At 69.8% G+C, this 16,130-nt stretch carries 10 protein-coding genes; 6 read left to right on the top strand and 4 right to left on the bottom strand.

The features are described from left to right. The first annotated feature begins 319 nt into the window (after positions 1-319). Positions 320-2,329, top strand: coding sequence for an autotransporter assembly complex protein TamA (locus EER27_RS10310; RefSeq protein WP_123088175.1), 2,010 nt, complete (start codon positions 320-322; stop codon positions 2,327-2,329). A 119-nt stretch (positions 2,330-2,448) separates the two neighbouring features. Continuing rightward, positions 2,449-6,366, top strand: a complete 3,918-nt coding sequence (locus EER27_RS10305) for a translocation/assembly module TamB domain-containing protein (protein ID WP_223807271.1) — start codon at positions 2,449-2,451, stop codon at positions 6,364-6,366. A 319-nt stretch (positions 6,367-6,685) separates the two neighbouring features. Here the strand turns inward: EER27_RS10305 and EER27_RS10300 are convergent, their stop codons facing one another. From EER27_RS10300 to EER27_RS10285, 4 genes are all read right to left on the bottom strand, one after another. Further along, entirely contained in the window at positions 6,686-7,186 is a 501-nt protein-coding gene (locus tag EER27_RS10300; RefSeq protein ID WP_123088012.1) for a hypothetical protein, read from the bottom strand. A 201-nt stretch (positions 7,187-7,387) separates the two neighbouring features. Continuing rightward, a complete protein-coding gene (locus EER27_RS10295) occupies positions 7,388-8,767 on the bottom strand; it encodes a sialidase family protein (RefSeq protein WP_123088011.1) in 1,380 nt (459 codons plus the stop codon). Between the two features lie 163 nt (positions 8,768-8,930). After that, positions 8,931-10,820: a tRNA uridine-5-carboxymethylaminomethyl(34) synthesis enzyme MnmG gene (mnmG, locus tag EER27_RS10290; RefSeq protein ID WP_123088010.1), complete on the bottom strand. Its 1,890-nt coding sequence runs from the start codon at positions 10,818-10,820 to the stop codon at positions 8,931-8,933. Between the two features lie 670 nt (positions 10,821-11,490). After that, positions 11,491-12,066 carry a hypothetical protein gene (locus tag EER27_RS10285; RefSeq protein ID WP_123088009.1) on the bottom strand — a complete coding sequence of 192 codons (576 nt, stop codon included), beginning with the start codon at positions 12,064-12,066 and terminating at the stop codon, positions 11,491-11,493. Positions 12,067-12,206: 140 nt separating this feature from the next. On the opposite strand from EER27_RS10285, the gene EER27_RS10280 reads away from it, so the two are divergent. From EER27_RS10280 to EER27_RS10260, 4 genes are all read left to right on the top strand, one after another. Continuing rightward, on the top strand, positions 12,207-13,175 hold the full coding sequence (locus tag EER27_RS10280) for a DMT family transporter (protein WP_123088008.1): 969 nt from the start codon (positions 12,207-12,209) through the stop codon (positions 13,173-13,175). 77 nt (positions 13,176-13,252) lie between these two features. After that, positions 13,253-14,248, top strand: coding sequence for a pyridoxal-phosphate dependent enzyme (locus EER27_RS10275; protein WP_123088007.1), 996 nt, complete (start codon positions 13,253-13,255; stop codon positions 14,246-14,248). Positions 14,249-14,250: 2 nt separating this feature from the next. After that, positions 14,251-14,676 (top strand): ketosteroid isomerase-related protein, encoded by a 426-nt coding sequence (locus EER27_RS10270; protein ID WP_123088006.1) that lies wholly within the window; start codon positions 14,251-14,253, stop codon positions 14,674-14,676. Positions 14,677-15,529: 853 nt separating this feature from the next. Next, entirely contained in the window at positions 15,530-16,078 is a 549-nt protein-coding gene (locus tag EER27_RS10260) for a hypothetical protein (RefSeq protein WP_148040996.1), read from the top strand. The last annotated feature ends 52 nt before the right edge of the window (positions 16,079-16,130 follow it).

Below are 16,130 nucleotides of genomic sequence, written 5' to 3'. Positions count from 1 at the left end.
ATCCAATCTTTTCGAATTGCCTGAAACCGACGTCGCCTTCCAATGCATGGATCCGGCTCGGGCCGACGCTAGTACCAATGGCACTGTCACTGCAACCATCCACCCCCATTCACATGCAGATGGGAACATTTCCACCGGCGGCGCCCAAGCGGGGTTTGTTGTGGGTTTGACGAGGGAAACCACGCATTCCCGGGTAGGCGGATCGACCAGAAGCGTCCAACCGCCTTGATCGGTTAATCGGTCGTTGACGCCGCGCAGTTATCCTTTGCCGATGCCACCACAGACCCCACGCCTCGCCATCGCCGCCCTGATCCTGTCGATGGCCGGCTCGGCGCAGGCGGCGCAGGTCGAGCGTGTGGACATCCGCGGCCTCGACGAGGCGATGACCGCCAACGTTCAGGTCTCGCTGTCACTGGTGGACGCCATCGGCAAGGAGCTCTCCGGGCGACGCCTGGCCTATCTGATGCGCGAGGCCGAGAACGAGACCCGCGAGGCGCTGGAGCCGTTTGGCTATTACTCGCCGACGATCACCATCGAGCGCACCCGCGATGGCGTCACCACCGTCATCAACAGCGATCAACCGCCGACCAATGGCGCGAACGGCAGCACGCCGCCCGCCGCCGATACCTCGGGCAGCACCCCAGCCCCCGGCGCTTCTGTCGACGCGGCCCCGGCGAGCGTCGACGCCACGGCGACTCCGGCGGGCACCGCCGCTGGCGCTCCCGTGTCCGCCGATGGCCCCCCTGCTGACGGTACGGCCGCCAACGGCGCGCCCCTGGACGGCACACCCGACAGCGCGGCACGCGCGGCCAATCGTTCGCCGGTGGTGGTCACCATCACCGTCGACCGCGGCGAGCCGGTCACCGTGCGCGGCTTCAACCTCGCGATCTCGGGCGAGGGCGAGCAGGACCGTTACCTGCGCGAGGACCTCTCGCTGTTCCAGCCGCGACCCGGTGCGGTGTTCGACCACACGCAGTACGAGGCCAGCAAGACCCGCATCACGCGCCGGCTTGCCGAACGCGGTTACTTCGACGCCGATTTCGCTTCGCGCCAGGTCCAGGTCACGCGCGCCGAGCGCGCCGCCGATGTCGACCTGTCGTGGACCAGCGGCCGGCGCTACGACATGGGCCCGATCACCTTCACCCAGGAGCCCCGGCGCATCATCAAAGCCGACCTGCTCGACAAGCTGGTGTACTGGGAACAGGGCAGCTACTACCACCAGGGCAAGCTCGATCGCCTGCGCGATTCATTGGCCCGACTCGATTACTTCTCCGGTATCGACATCGAGCCGCGACCGGACGCGGCCGTCGACGGCGAAGTGCCGGTCGCCGTTACCCTGACGCCCGCCAAACGCAGCATCTACACCGCCGGCCTGAGCTACGGTACCGACAGCGGCGCCGGTGTACGCGGCGGCGTCGAGCGTCGCTACGTCAACCAGCGTGGGCACAAGGCGCTGGCACAGGTGGACTGGGCCCAGCGCCGCAAGACGCTGACGTTGCAGTACCGGATCCCGGCGTTCGCGTGGCGCGACGGCTGGTACACCATCAGCGCACAGGCCGCCGACGAGCAGACCGATTACGTCGACAACCGCCGCATCGAACTGGTCGCCAGCCGCAGCGGCACGATCAACCGCCGCCTGACCGCCACGGCCTCGATGCACGCCCTGCGCGAGCGATGGGCCTACGCGGCCGAGGACGACGGCGACGAGGCGACGCCGCTGACCTATCGCTACGCGACCTTCAGCTATCCGTCGTTGCGCGCGGAGTACATCTCCGCCGACGACCGCCTGCAGCCTCGCAACGGCCTGGGTGGAACGCTGATGCTGCGTGGCGGCATCGAGGGCGCCGGCTCCGACGCCAGCTTCGCGCAAATGCACGCCACCGCGCGCTGGTACCGCGGCCTGGGCGCAAACAGCCGCCTGATCGCACGCGGCGAGCTGGGCCATACGTTCACCGATGCGCTGGTCGACATGCCGCCAAGCCTGCGATTCTTCGCCGGCGGCGACCGCAGCATCCGCGGCTATGCCTGGCGCGAGGTCGGCCCGCGCATCACCGGCGCCAACGGCGCCCATGGCCGGTTCGCGCTGGGTGCCAAGAACGTGGTCACCGGCAGCCTCGAGTACGAGCAGTACTTCAACAGCAGCTGGGGCGCGGCGGCGTTCGTCGACAGTGGCAGTGCATTCGACGACAGCCCCGACCTGCGCACCGGCGTCGGCATCGGCCTGCGCTGGCGTTCGCCGGTGGGCCCGCTGCGCATCGACATCGCGCGCGGCCTCGATGATCCCGACTCGGGCTTCCAGCTCTACCTCAACATCGGCGCCGATCTCTAGGCGCCATTGCCGCCGCCGGCCGCGCGGTCGCGCGCTGGCGGCAACCACGGCCCGGCGCGCGGCGACGCGCAGGTCCATCAACCCGCGCCCGGCATGACGCCACGCGCATGGATGCACGCATGAGCGACCACACCGCCAGCAGCCCCGATCAACGCATCGCCGAACTGCGCGTGCGCCGACGCGCAAGGCTGCGCTGGCTGGCGATACGCGGCAGCCTGGCGGCCGGCGCACTGGGCCTGGTTCTGGCCGCGTTCGTGTATTGGCTGATCAGCACGATCGGCGGGCGTGACCTGCTGCTGCGACAGATCGTCGCGCGCCTGCCGGAGGGCGCGCACCTGAGCTGGACGTCCGTCGAAGGGCCGGCACGCGGTCCGTTGACGCTGCACGGCCTGCGCTATTCGCAACTGCCCGCCTGCCTGCCCGAGGACGCACCGTGCGCACCGGATCGCGCGCCGATCGTGTTCACCGCACAGCGCGTGTACGTCGACTTCGCGCTGCGTCCCCTGCTCGGCCGGCGCCTGCGCCTGGATGCCCTGCAGGTATCCGGCGCCGCGCTCGACCTGGCCCGCGACGACAAGCCGTTCGACCTTCCCACCTGGCCCGAGGTCCTGCCCGACATCGCGCCGCCGCTCGCGCTGCAGGCCGATGACGTGCGCGTCGACGGCCTCAAGGTCAGCCGCGAAGGCGAACCGCTGATCGACATCCGGCGCCTGCGCGGCGGGCTGGATGCCAGCGATGGCGCGCTGCACGTCGAGCGACTCGTGGTCGACAGCGATCGAGGCCGTTTCACGGTGCACGGCGACTACGTGCCGCGCGACGACTACCGCATGGACCTGCTCGCGACCGCAGTGATGCCCGCGCCGGACGGGCGCACGCCGGCGCGGTTGGGCCTGATCGCGAAGGGCGACCTGGCGCGCCTGGACATCGGCCTGGGCGGCGCCGTGCCCGGCCCGCTGCGTGCCGGACTGGTGCTGCGCGACCCCAGCGGCGGCAACGGTGGCGAGGCGGACTGGCGCATCGACGCGCGCGCCGATGCGATCGAGCCGGCGTTGCTGCTCGGTCAGGCCCCGGCGGCGGATGCCCAGCCACTGGTCGCCACGCTGCGCGCCAGCGGCGTGGGCGGCGAAGCGCAGCTCAGTGGCGAGGTCGCGCAGGGCCAGTGGCAGGCACGCATCCTGCCCTCACGCATCCACCTCAAGGACAAGGTGCTCGACGTGCAACCGCTGGCGCTGCAGTTGCTCGACGGCAACGCGACCCTGCGAGGCCACGCCGACTTCCGCGACGCGGGCAACGGGCGCTTCAACATCGCCATCAATGCGCGCGGACTGCGCTGGGCTGGCACGCCGACATCGACGGCGGGCGCCGCCTCGCCGTCGGCCGAGACGCCGGCCATCGTCGCCGACGCCGACCTCGGCCTGGCCGGCACCGTGCAGGCCTGGGCCGCCATCGGCAAGGCCGCGCTGCAACGCGACGGGCAGACCGCACGGCTCGATTTCGACAGCCGCGGCAACGCCGAACGCGTGGCCCTCAAACGCCTGCAGGTGCGCATGCCCAGCGGAACGCTCGATGGCACGGGCGAGCTCGCCTGGGCGCCGGCGCTGGGCTGGACGTTCGATGCGACCCTGGCCGGCTTCGACCCGGGCTACTTCGCGCCGGACTGGAGCGGCGCGGTCAACGGCACGCTCGCCTCGACCGGCCAGACGCGCGTCGACGGCGGGCTGGAGCTCACCGTCGATGCCAAGCAACTGGGCGGCCGGCTGCGCGGCCGGCCACTCTCGGGACGCGGCCATTTCGCCATGCACGGCGCGGCGCCGGGCAAGCAGGACGAGGCCTACGAGGGCGAGGTCGCGCTGGGCCTGGGCGACAGCCGCATCGACGCACGCGGCAAGCTCGCGCAGGCGCTGGAGCTGGACGCGGAATTCGCGCCGCTGCACCTGGCCGACCTGCTGCCCGATGCCGATGGCAGCCTGCGCGGCACGCTGCAACTGCGTGGCGCGCGCGATGCCCCGGATGTCGCCGCTGCGCTGACCGGCAGCGGCCTGCGCTACGGCGAATGGCGCGCGGACACGCTCGCCGCGAACGGCCGGTTGCCGTGGCGCGGCGGTGGCGGCTCGTTGCGCGTGGACGGCAGCGGCCTGGCGGTGGGTCTGCCGTTGCAGTCGCTGCACGTGGACGCCCGCGGCGCGGTCGAGTCGCTGCAGCTTGACGCCGATGCCGGCAGCGAGTTCGGCACGATCGCGCTGACCGGCAACGCCAGCAAGCGCGGCACCACCTGGCAAGGCACGCTGGCCTCGCTGCAGCTGGCGCCGGTCAAGGGTGCGTCGTGGCGCCTGCAGCAGGCCGCGCAGTTCCGCTGGGACGGCAGCAACGGCGCGCTGTCCGATGCCTGCCTCGCCTCCAGCGGCGGCGGTTCGCTGTGTGCGGACGCGCAGTGGCCACGGCGCGGACTCGACGTGCGCGGCACCGGTTTGCCGCTGGCACTGGCGCTTCCCTATCTGCCCGAGCGCAGCGACCGGCGGCCGTGGTTCGTGCGCGGCGAGATCGACCTGCAGGCGCAGCTGCGCCCGGTCGGCAACAGCTGGCGCGGCACGGCCTCGGTCACCTCGGCCGGCGGCGGCCTGCGCAACCGCGAGCGCTCGCGCCGCGAGGTCGTGCGCTACGCCGGACTCACGCTCGATGCCACCTTCGATCCGCAGCGCGTACAGGCCCAGCTGGGCGCGTCGATCTTCGACGACGACCGCATCGACGCGCGCGTCGCCACCGGCTGGGACGCGTACGCGCCGCTGTCGGGCGGGATCGCGGCCAGTACCGACGAGCTCACCTGGATGGAGCTGTTCTCGCCCGACATCGTCGAGCCCACCGGCAAGCTCGATGGCCGCATCGCACTGGCCGGCACGCGCGCGCAGCCGCGGCTGGGCGGTCAGGCGCAGCTGCGCGACTTCGCCACCGAGTTGCCCGCGCTGGCAATCCACCTCAGCCAGGGCGACGTCCGCCTGGATGCGCAGCCCGACGGCAGCGCGCGGATCAACGGCAGCCTGCGCTCCGGCGAAGGCACGCTGGCGATCGACGGCACGCTGGGCTGGCAGGGCGACGACACGCCACTGATGCTGCGCGTGCGCGGCGACAACGTGCTGGTCTCCGACACGCGCGACCTGCGCGCCATCGCCAATCCCGACGTGACGGTGCGCTACGCCGCGCGCCAACCGCTGCAGGTCACCGGCACGGTCACTGTGCCCGAAGCGCGCATCGATCTGGAGCGCCTCGACCAGGGCGTGTCGGCCTCACCCGACGTGGTGGTGCTCGACCCGGTGGACCCCGAACGTACCGCCAGCAATCCGCTGGAGATGGACCTCACCCTCGCGCTGGGCGACAAGGTGCGACTCAACGGATTCGGCCTCGACGGCAGCCTCGGCGGGCGCCTGCGCGTGATCGCGCGGCCCGGCCGCGAGATGGCCGCCAGCGGTCGCCTCGACGTCGACGGACGCTACACCGCGTACGGGCAGAAGCTCGACATCACGCGCGGCCAGCTGGTGTGGTCGAACGGCCCGGTTGCCGATCCGATCCTCGACATCCGCGCCGAGCGCGAGGTTGGCGAAGTCACCGCCGGCGTCGACGTGAAGGGCCGCGCGAGCGCGCCCGAAGCGACGGTGTGGTCGGACCCGGCCAGCTCGCAGTCCGAGGCGCTGTCCTACCTCGCGCTGGGTCGCAGCCTGAGCACCGCCAGCGGCGACGAGAGCCGCCAGCTCAACGCGGCCAGCGCCGCGCTCAGCGCCGGCGGCAGCATGCTGGCCTCGCAGCTGGGCGCGAAGATCGGCCTGGACGACGCCGGCGTGATGGAGAGCCGCGCGCTTGGCGAAAGCGTGTTTGGTGTCGGCAAGTACCTGTCGCCGCGGCTGTACGTCGGCTACGGCGTCTCGCTGCTGGGCACCGGCCAGGTGCTCACGCTGAAATACCTGCTGCGCCGCGGCTTCGATGTCGAGATCGAATCGAGCACGGTCGAGAACCGCGCCTCGGTCAACTGGCGCCTGGAGCGCTAGCCCAACGTGCCGGTCGCCCGATGGGCGACTGCACGCCTCAACGAATGTGCGTGCTCGACGTGAATGCTCGCGGTCGATGGGTTCGTCCTTATCGATCAGGCGCCATCGACACGGACACGTCAAAGCTCGCAACCGATTCACGACGAAGGATGGGTTGAGCGCACCGATACCGATCAACCCGGGGCCGGGCGGGAGGGATGGCGGCGATTCCCGGCGAGTGCCAAAGCTGGCAGGCCGATCCGCCCCGCGGCTCGCGCCCCATCATCGGAATTGCATCTGGCGCATTGACCGCCACGCCAAGCGATGGGTATCGCTACGCTCAACCCATCCTACGAGGGCTCCGCGATGGCAGCCCCCGCCCCGGATCACCGGAGGGGTTTGATCCACGCCCACGGAGCACGTCCCGGGCAAGCACGGCAAGCAGCACGGCAACCGTGACGGCGCACGCGGCCATGCCGTATGCGGCAACGACGCAGGCGAGCAGCACAAAGGCCAGGCACAGCGCAGCCAGCGCACGCATCACCACGGCCACCCACTTGCGCGTCGCAGGCCGTGCAGTTGCGATGACGTTCACGGCCACCATCTTCGCGGCGAACCCTGCCAGGAACACGGCGCCGACCAACGTGAAGTAGAAGGCGATGCCGAAGAACGCCGGCCCCTCGCCCGACGTCATCGTCTCCAACTCGACAGACGCGAGGCCGCAGGCGGATGCCAGCAAGGCACCGAACAGCAGGCACGCGCGAGAGAACCAGCGCCCGAACGGAACGAACGCCGGCACCAGCGCCAACAGCGGCAAGCCCTGATAGAACAGCAGCAACATCACGCGCGCTCCGCGACGGTGCGCCCGCCGTCGTTCTCGATGCGCAGGGCGCGCGCGAACGACGGCACGCGCAGCGTGGCGTTCGCGGCCGGGTGGGCGTGGGACTGGCCGGGCATGCTCATGGTCGTCGGATGGCGGGTGGGCTGGCGATGCGTTATCGCCCGCGCCGGTGTGGCGACGATGAAGCCGGTGTGTGGCCTTTCAGCGTTGCGTGGCGATGAACACCGCGCCGTGCAACTGCGGTGTGCCACCCACGACGTCGGTCCACACGGCATGGCCGCGATTGCCGGCCAGCTCCAGCTGCGGAAAGCCCGTGGCGCGTCCGCGTCCGTGCAGACGGGCGACCTCGACGCGTTGCAGCTCGCTCGTCAGGTCCGGGCTGTAGCGTGCCAGCCAGATCGATTGGCCGCGCGCGTCCTCGCGCAGCCACAACACCCACGCGGCGCGGTCGTCCAAAGCCACCGCAACCCGGCCCTGCACGGCGGCGCCGCGCTCGACCACGATGGGTGCGGAGAACGTCCGCCCACCATCGGCGCTGCGTGCGAGACGCACCTGCGGCGTGTCGTCGGCGGCGGTGTACCAACCGACCAGCACCGCGTCTGCGTTGGTGGCCAGCGCCGGGCCGTTGACCGGACACGCCGGCATCTTCCAGCCGTCGGCGTGCACCGGCTGCGATGGCTGCCACTGGCCATCGACCTGCCGGATCAGGCGGATGTCGCGGATCTCGTCGTCGCTGCGATCGCGGTACGCCAGCACCGCGCCGTTCGCAGTTGCGGCGACGTCGGTCTGGCAACAATCGCACGTCGACAGGTCGAGTGCGGTGTCGCCATGCCGAGCGAGGTCGACGGCAAACGTCGTGCTGCGCAAGGACATCGTGGGGGCACCGGGCACGTCGGTGGCGCCCGCTGGCGCGGCGTGCCCGGCGTGCGCGTCATGATCGACCGCATCGCCCTGGGCCATCGCCCGGCCGTCGAGCCAGGCGACACCGAGGCGGTCGCGCCCAGCCGGCCATAGCGAGACGAAGCCGTGCTCGCTCGCGGTGCCGTCGTCGTTGACCAGCACCGGGGCCGACCAGCGCGCGCCACCGTCGCTCGAGCGCACCAGCGCGATGTCGTAGGCATAGGTGGCCGCGGCCGACTTCTGCAGCCAATGCGCCCACAGTGCGCCGTCGGCGGTGACCGCGATATGCGGCGTGTCGGCCCAGTTCACGAACCAGTCGCGGCCCTGCGCGATCGTGCGCGGCGCGCTCCACGTCGCCGTGGCGGCGGTCGCGTCCAGGCTGGCGAATTGGAGCGTGTGCACGGCCGCGTCGTCGTCGCCGCGCGACTCGATCCACGACAGCAGCAGGCGCCCGTCCGAGGTGGCCACCAGGTCCGGCTGCGCGGCGCCCTGGCCCACCGGCAACCGCCAAGGCTCGATGCGGATCGGCGGCGCCGCGACCGCGGGTTGGAGGGTGGGCGGTGCGGGCGCGTCGTCGACCGATGGCGTCCGGTTGCAGCCGGAAACCACGACGGCAATGACGACGGCTGCGACCAGGCGCGTGCGCCGCAGTGCGAACGACGGATCGGCAAAGACGCTCATGGGCGAAGCCTAATCCATGCGGCGCGCCGCGCGTCACAGGACGCCAGCAACGGGATCGAGAAGCGGCGCCGCACGTGGGGCCCCGCCCGCTTCGCGTCGTGCGGTTCACGCCGCCCATTTCGCGCCGCGTGCTTCACGGCACCCGCTTCCCCGCGCCGCGTGCTCAGCCCTGGGCGCTGCGCCGCTGGCGTGCCAGATGCACCAGCAGCAGCGAGATCGCCGCCGGGGTCATGCCCGGAATGCGCTGGGCCTGCCCGACCGTCTGCGGTCGCACCTTCTCGAGCTTCTGGCGGACCTCGATCGACAGACCGTGCACGCCGGCGTAATCGAACGCGTCCGGTACCGGCGTGCCTTCGTTGCGCTGCTGGCGTTCGATCTCTTCGCGCTGCCGGTCCAGATAGCCGGCGTACTTCACGCCGATCTCGACCTGTTCGGCCACCGCCGCATCGGTCACCGCCGGGCCCAGCAGCGGCACGGTCATCAACGTGGCGTAGTCCAGCTCCGGGCGCTTGATCAGGTCACGCGCGCTGGTCTCGCGGCTGACTTCCACGCCCAGCGTGGCAGCCAGCTCGCGACCCAGCGGGTTGTTCGGCGCGGCCCAGATCGACGCCAGTCGCGCGCCTTCGCGCTCGATCGCCTCGCGCTTGGTGTCGAACGCGGCGAATCGCGCGTCATCGACCAGGCCCAGTTCACGTCCGACCGGCGTCAGGCGCAGGTCGGCGTTGTCCTCGCGCAGCTGCAGCCGGTACTCGGCGCGGCTGGTGAACATGCGGTACGGCTCACTGGTGCCGTGCGTGATCAGGTCGTCGACCAGCACGCCCAGGTAGGCCTGGTCGCGACGCGGGCTCCAGCCTTCCTGCCCGCGCACGAAGCGCGCGGCGTTCACGCCGGCCAGCAGGCCCTGCGCGGCGGCTTCCTCGTAACCGGTGGTGCCGTTGATCTGCCCGGCGAAGAACAGGCCCTCGATCGCCTTGGTCTGCAGCGTGGTCTTCAGCCCGCGCGGGTCGAAGTAGTCGTACTCGATCGCGTAGCCGGCGCGCGTGATGTGCGCCTGCTCGAAACCGCGGATGCTGCGTACGAGCGCCAGCTGCACGTCGAACGGCAGCGAGGTCGAGATGCCGTTGGGGTAGATCTCGGCGACGTCCAGGCCCTCGGGCTCGACGAAGATCTGGTGGCTGGCCTTCTCGGCGAAGCGCACCACCTTGTCCTCGATCGACGGGCAGTAGCGCGGCCCGGTCCCCTCGATCTGGCCGGTGTACAGCGGCGATCGGTCGAGCGCGCCACGGATGATCTCGTGGGTGCGCTCGCTGGTGTGGGTGATCCAGCACGACACCTGGCGCGGGTGGTCGGCGCGACTGCCCATGAACGACATCACCGGGCGCGGGTCGTCGCCGGGCTGTTCCTCCATCACCGAATAGTCGAGCGTGCGCCCGTCGATGCGCGGCGGCGTGCCCGTCTTGAGCCGGTCGATCACGAACGGCCCTTCGCGCAGGCGCGCGGCCAGTGCCTGCGCGGGCGGATCGCCGGCGCGGCCGGCCGCGTAGGTGGTCTGGCCGACGTGGACCTTGCCGGCCAGGAACGTCCCCGCGGTCAGCACCACCGCCGGCGCGCAGAAGCGCAGGCCGGTCTGGGTGACAACGGCGCTGACCCGGCCGTTGTCGAACACGATGTCGTCGACCGCGGACTGGAACACCGTGAGACCGGGCTGGTTCTCGACCGCACGTCGCACGAACGCCCGGTACAGCGAACGATCGGCCTGGCAGCGCGTCGCGCGCACGGCCGGGCCCTTGCTGGCGTTGAGGCGGCGCCACTGGATGCCGGCGGCATCGGCCGCGCGGCCCATGATGCCGCCCAGCGCATCGATCTCCTTGACCAGGTGGCCCTTGCCGATGCCGCCGATGGCCGGGTTGCAGCTCATCGCGCCAACGGTCTCCACGTTGTGGGTCAGCAGCAAGGTGCGGGCACCGGCGCGCGCCGACGCCAGCGCGGCCTCGGTGCCGGCGTGGCCGCCGCCGACCACGATCACGTCGTACTGGAAGAAATCGTTGCTCATGGGTGCGTTTGTCTGGGTCGGGCTTGCAGCAGGACGGGCGGCCTGCAGGGGTGCGGACCCGTCAGGGGTCGGCTGGACACGGCGCCGTGCGAGGCGGCAAGGCCGTCGTGACACCGGCGGCGGGGAGCGATTCTAGGCCAGATCGCCGTCGGGGCCTGCCATGCCGGTCAGGGTGCCGTCAGCCCCGGTTGCGGGGCCGGGTGTCGGCCGGCCAAATCAGGGAGCAGGACGGCTGGCGACCGGAAAGTTGGCACGCATCCTGCAACATCTTCCAGTGCACCCAGCGGGGCAGGCGCCAGTCGCCGGCCGGTAATTGGAACAGGGGCTGGCCAAGCGCCCGCAGGGGAAGCCCGGGGGCCGAATGTCGGGGGACATTCGGCCCCTTTTTTATGCGCCGCCGTCGCCCGATCCGTGCGCCCCATCCCAGAAATCACCCGATATCGGAAACAGCAAAGCCGGCCGCGACGTGTGGTCGAGCCAGCGAGAGGTTTCCGGGTGGGAGTGCAGCGCTTGCGGTGCGTAGGGCGCCGACGCCCGACGGGGACGGAACAGGGGGGATCCGTGATTCCTCGCCGGGCGCCGACATCGACGCTACAGGCCGATTACGTCGCATGGTGACGCATTCTGTCAATACCCGCGGCTGCTCGTCAGTCGTGGGATGAGACGCGCGTCACCGCTCCGAGCGCGGCCTGGCGTCGCCCTTGGGTGCATTGTCGCGACCCGCCTGGCGGATCGTCTGCTCCATGCGCGAACCGCCCTCCGGCCTCGGCCGCACTGCCGGTCTCGGCGGCGGCGGCGCGTTCGATTGCGGCGACCGTCCCGGCCCGCCCCACTCACCGGCACGCGGCTGGTCAAGCGGCCCCGACGGGCGGCCGATGTTGCGCCACGGCGGCCCACGATCGACCGGCACGCCCGGTGACGTTCCCTCGCCGGCCATCGGACCACGCGGTGGCGCCGGCGGACGTGGGTGGTGCGGCCGCCAGCGCGGGCGCGGGTGGTAGTAGTAGTGCGGAAAACCGTAAAAGCCGCCGTAGTAGCGGCCGTAGTCCCACGGGAAGCTGTAGCCGTGGCGGTACGGTCCGCCGTGACCGTAGTAACCGTCGTACGGCGAGCCGTAGTAGCGGTACTCGACGCTCGGTTGGCCGTAGTAGTAGTCGCCTCGGCCGCCCTGGTACCCGTACGGACCCGTCACGCAACCGGCCAGCAACAGCGCGGTGGCGGCAGGCAGGAGCAGTTTGCGGATCATGTCGATAACCCCCGTTGGTGTCGCCAGACTGGGCGCGGCGCTTTGAACTCGTGCTTAATCCAACTGGCCGGCAGCGCGTGCCGCTGGACCGTCCCCGATGGCCTGCGGCGCTGGCCTGCCACCCCTCCCTCGGATAGTGCATGACCTTGCACCGCGCATCTGGCCAATGGCGGCTCGGGCTGGGCCTGAGCCTGTGCACCGCGCTGTGCTGGGCGACGCTGCCGCTCGCGCTGAAGGTCCTGGTGGGCGTGCTGGACCCGGTGACGCTGACCTGGTTCCGCTTCTTGGTGGCCGCCGGTTGCACCACGGCCTGGCTGGCCTGGCGCGGCGAGCTGGGCGGCTACCGCGCGCTGAGCGGGCGCAGCTGGGCGCTGTTGATGCTGGCTGCGCTGATGCTGCTGGGCAACTACGTGTTCTACCTGCTCGGCGTGCAGCACACGTCGCCGGCCAACGCGCAGTTGCTGATCCAGCTGGCGCCGTTGCTGATGGCACTGGGTGGGATATGGCTGTTCCGCGAGCCGTTCCGCGCCGCGCAGTGGATCGGACTGGCGCTGCTCGTCGCCGGGCTGGGTCTGTTCTTCCACGACCAACTCCACCAGGCGTGGGCACGGGAGGCGGCCAGCGGCACCGCGCGCCACGCCGGCGGATACGTGCTGGGCTCGGCGCTGGTCGTCGTCGGCGCGGTGGTGTGGGCGGTATATGCCCTGGCGCAAAAGCAGTTGCTGGTGAAGCTGGGCTCGATGCAGGTGTTGCTGGCGATCTACGTCGCCGCCGCCGTGGTGCTGCTGCCGTTTGCAACGCCGCGGGCCCTGCTTGCGCTCGACGGCAGGCAGTGGGCGTTGCTGGGCTTCTGCGCGCTCAACACAGTTGGCGCCTATGGCGCGTTTGCCGAAGCGCTGGCGCACTGGGAGGCCTCGCGGGTTTCGGCAGTGATCGCGACCACGCCGCTGTTGTGCATCGCCGCGGCGAGCGTGGTGGCCACGCTGTTGCCGGGCTGGCTGGAGCCCGAACATATCGGCGTCGGTGGCTGGATCGGCGCGTCGCTGGTGGTGGCGGGATCGGCCTCGGTGAGCCTGCTGGGACGGCCCAGAGCGCGCGCCCGCACCTGAGCGCCAACCGTCCTGACCCACCCGCGCGCGGCCCGCGCGCGACCGACTGAGACGCGATTCGGGGTAGTCTCACGGCAATGAATCCAGCCCCCACGCCGCATCCCGGCTTCGACGACATCCTGGCCGCGGCCGCACGCATCGCGCCGCACGCCCACGCCACACCGGTGCTGCGCTCGCGCACGCTCGACGCCCTGGCCGGCTGTGAGCTGCACCTCAAGGCCGAACCCCTGCAGCGCACCGGCGCGTTCAAGTTCCGTGGCGCGTGCAATGCGGTGTGGTCCCTGACCGATGCCGAGGCCGCGCGCGGCGTGGTCACGCATTCCTCGGGCAACCACGGCGCCGCACTCGCGCTGGCCGCCCGCACGCGCGGCATCGCCTGCCACGTGGTCGTGCCCGAAGGCGCGGTGGCCGCCAAGCTCGCCGCGATCGAAGCCTATGGCGCCACCCTGCACCACTGCGCGCCGACGATCGCCGCACGCGAGGCGATGTGCGCCCAGGTGCAGGTCGATACCGGCGCCGAACTGGTGCATCCGTACACCGACCCGCGCGTCATGGCCGGCCAGGGCACGGCCGTGCTCGAACTGCTGGCGCACAGCCCGGGCCTGGACGTGGTGGTGGTGCCGGTGGGCGGCGGCGGACTGGCCGCGGGCAGTGCGATCGCCATCGCCGGCGCCTCGCCGACCACCGAACTGGTGCTTGCCGAACCCGCCGGCGCCGCGGAAACCCACGCATCGCTGGCGGCAGGCGAGCGCCTCACCGAGTTCGTACCCGACACCATCTGCGATGGCTTGCGCGGAACCCTCGGGGCCCCCAACTTCGACCTGCTGCGCGCGCACGGCGCCCAGGTGGTGGTGGTGGACGACGACGCCACCGTGCATGCGATGCGCCTGCTGTGGCAGCGTGCCAAGTTGCTGGTGGAACCGTCTTCGGCGATCGCGCTGGCGGCGGTGCTGGCCGAACCCGCTCGCTTCGCTGGAAAGCGCGTGGGTATCATCCTCTCGGGCGGCAACGTCGACGCCGACGCGCTGCCCACGCTGTTCGCAGGGACATCCGCCACCTTCCGCAAGGAATGACGATGAAGATCGACGGCACCCGCAGCAACGATCGCGCGATCGAACTTGTGCTGGCCTATTACTCGGCGTTCAACCACCGCGACTGGGACGGCATGCTCGCCCTGCTTGGCGACGACGTCGTCCACGACCTCAACCAGGGAGCGCGCGAGACCGGCAAGCCGGCTTTCGCCGCCTTCCTGGAACGCATGAACGCCTGCTACCGCGAGCAATTGCACGACGTGGTGGTGATGGCCACCGTCGACGGCGATCGCGCCGCGGCCGAGTACATGGTGCATGGCCAGTACCTGGCCAACGACAGCGGCATGCCCGAAGCGCGTGGACAGAAGTACGTCCTCGCCGGCGGTGCGTTCTTCGAACTGCGCAGTGGCCGCATTCGGCGCGTCAGCAACCATTACAACCTGGAAGGCTGGCTGGCGCAGGTTCGCTGATCCGCACTGCCCGGGCCGCGCGCGCCGATCAAGGCGATGCCGATACCGATGCCGCTCCCTGCCCGTCCGCCCCCGCGACACCGACCGGGATTCTGGATTGCGGTTCTGGCCTGGGTGCTGGCGCTGGCGCTGGCGCTGGCACCGCAGGGTCATCGCCACATCGGCTACCGCGATGAGGGCTGTGGCCAGGCTGCCGTAATGGCCAATATCCCACCGGACTCGCCCCCGGGCAGCCGCGTTACACCCCTTCCCCGCACCCTGTAATCCATACGCCCTCCGTTGCGTCGCTGTAACGCGATGGTGGCCGCCCGGGCAGCCGGAAGCTATCGGGCAAACCACTGATTCCGTGTAGGAATTCTTCGTTGGCGCCAACGACGGGGGGACGCATACTTCGCGCAACGCCTCGGTTGAGGGGCAGAATTAGGCGTTAGGCCGCGTGAGATAGCTCTATGCAACTGACTGACAAACAAACCAAGCTGCTGCGGATGTCCCGCGCATTGCGTGGCCGGACCCCCACGCTCGGCTGGTATGTTCGAACAGCCTGGCGGGCATATCTCCTCATTGTTCTTGCAGGCATAGCGACAATTTGCTTCTACATATGGGCTGGCTGGCCTAACGTGGCAATCTTCTTTGCTGGCCTTCTCACAGCGACACTTCTGCGAGATCTAAAGTGGTATCGGCAGTTTGCCCATGGTTGGCCACTATCGGATGCAATCACCAATTGGGAGCGGGTTGATGAGTTGCTGGCCAATCAGCAGCCGCCAGCGCCCTAACAATTCATTCAAGCCGAAGCCGCTTCGCGGCTCGGCTCAATTCAGGCGTTAGACCTTGATGCAACCTTCTGGAGCGGTCAGTGAAAGAGCCAAGACGATTCGGCACTGAGCAGAAGGTTGCGAGCGACGCTTTACTGCAAGTCGCCGCAATAGCTACGCCCCTTCTTTCAGAGTTTTCTGCGTGGCTTATGGCTGGGCTCGGCGCGTCATTCGCGCTGCTTGTTGCCAACATCGATTCGGTTGCTAAGTACATTTACGCGTATAGCTTCCGCTGGGCGTTGTTTTGGTTTTCTGCGTCTCTTCTCTTAGGGCTGCTTGCTCGGTTCTTGGCCGTAACTGTATTCGGCGGGCTCAACTCCAATGAGGCCTTATCCAAACAGCTGGCTGGCTCCATTTCTTCAGCCAAACGCTTTTCGTTTCCTGCGTTCATTCACTTTCTTTTCAGCGGCCTACTCTTGCCTTATAAGTGCATCGCTTCAAGCACCTTCGACAAGGTAAAGCGCGGCGACCTTATGGCGAGCGCCCGACTAACTGCGAAAACATCGCAACTCCAAGCACTTCTTGTTCTTGGTCAAATTGTCTGCTCAACGGCCTCGGTTCTGGTTCTGGCTTCCGGGATCAAGGCCTAACAATTCTTTCAAGCCGAAGCCGCTTCGCGGATCGGCTCAATTCAGGCGTTAG

Origin of the sequence: Montanilutibacter psychrotolerans (assembly GCF_003719825.1) — a bacterium.
In the GTDB taxonomy this organism is placed as follows: Bacteria; Pseudomonadota; Gammaproteobacteria; order Xanthomonadales; family Xanthomonadaceae; genus Montanilutibacter; species Montanilutibacter psychrotolerans.
Note: the sequence above shows the minus strand (reverse complement) of the source record. Positions and strands in the feature narration are given on the sequence as shown.

Excerpts from the sequence above, each read along its gene's own strand:
- mnmG (WP_123088010.1), bottom strand. The coding sequence starts at position 10,820 with ATGAGCAACGATTTCTTCCAGTACGACGTGATCGTGGTCGGCGGCGGC.
- EER27_RS10280 (WP_123088008.1), top strand. The coding sequence starts at position 12,207 with ATGACCTTGCACCGCGCATCTGGCCAATGGCGGCTCGGGCTGGGCCTG.
- EER27_RS10270 (WP_123088006.1), top strand. The coding sequence starts at position 14,251 with ATGAAGATCGACGGCACCCGCAGCAACGATCGCGCGATCGAACTTGTG.
- EER27_RS10285 (WP_123088009.1), bottom strand. The coding sequence starts at position 12,066 with ATGATCCGCAAACTGCTCCTGCCTGCCGCCACCGCGCTGTTGCTGGCC.
- EER27_RS10295 (WP_123088011.1), bottom strand. The coding sequence starts at position 8,767 with ATGAGCGTCTTTGCCGATCCGTCGTTCGCACTGCGGCGCACGCGCCTG.
- EER27_RS10310 (WP_123088175.1), top strand. The coding sequence starts at position 320 with ATGGCCGGCTCGGCGCAGGCGGCGCAGGTCGAGCGTGTGGACATCCGC.
- EER27_RS10300 (WP_123088012.1), bottom strand. The coding sequence starts at position 7,186 with ATGTTGCTGCTGTTCTATCAGGGCTTGCCGCTGTTGGCGCTGGTGCCG.
- EER27_RS10275 (WP_123088007.1), top strand. The coding sequence starts at position 13,253 with ATGAATCCAGCCCCCACGCCGCATCCCGGCTTCGACGACATCCTGGCC.
- EER27_RS10305 (WP_223807271.1), top strand. The coding sequence starts at position 2,449 with ATGAGCGACCACACCGCCAGCAGCCCCGATCAACGCATCGCCGAACTG.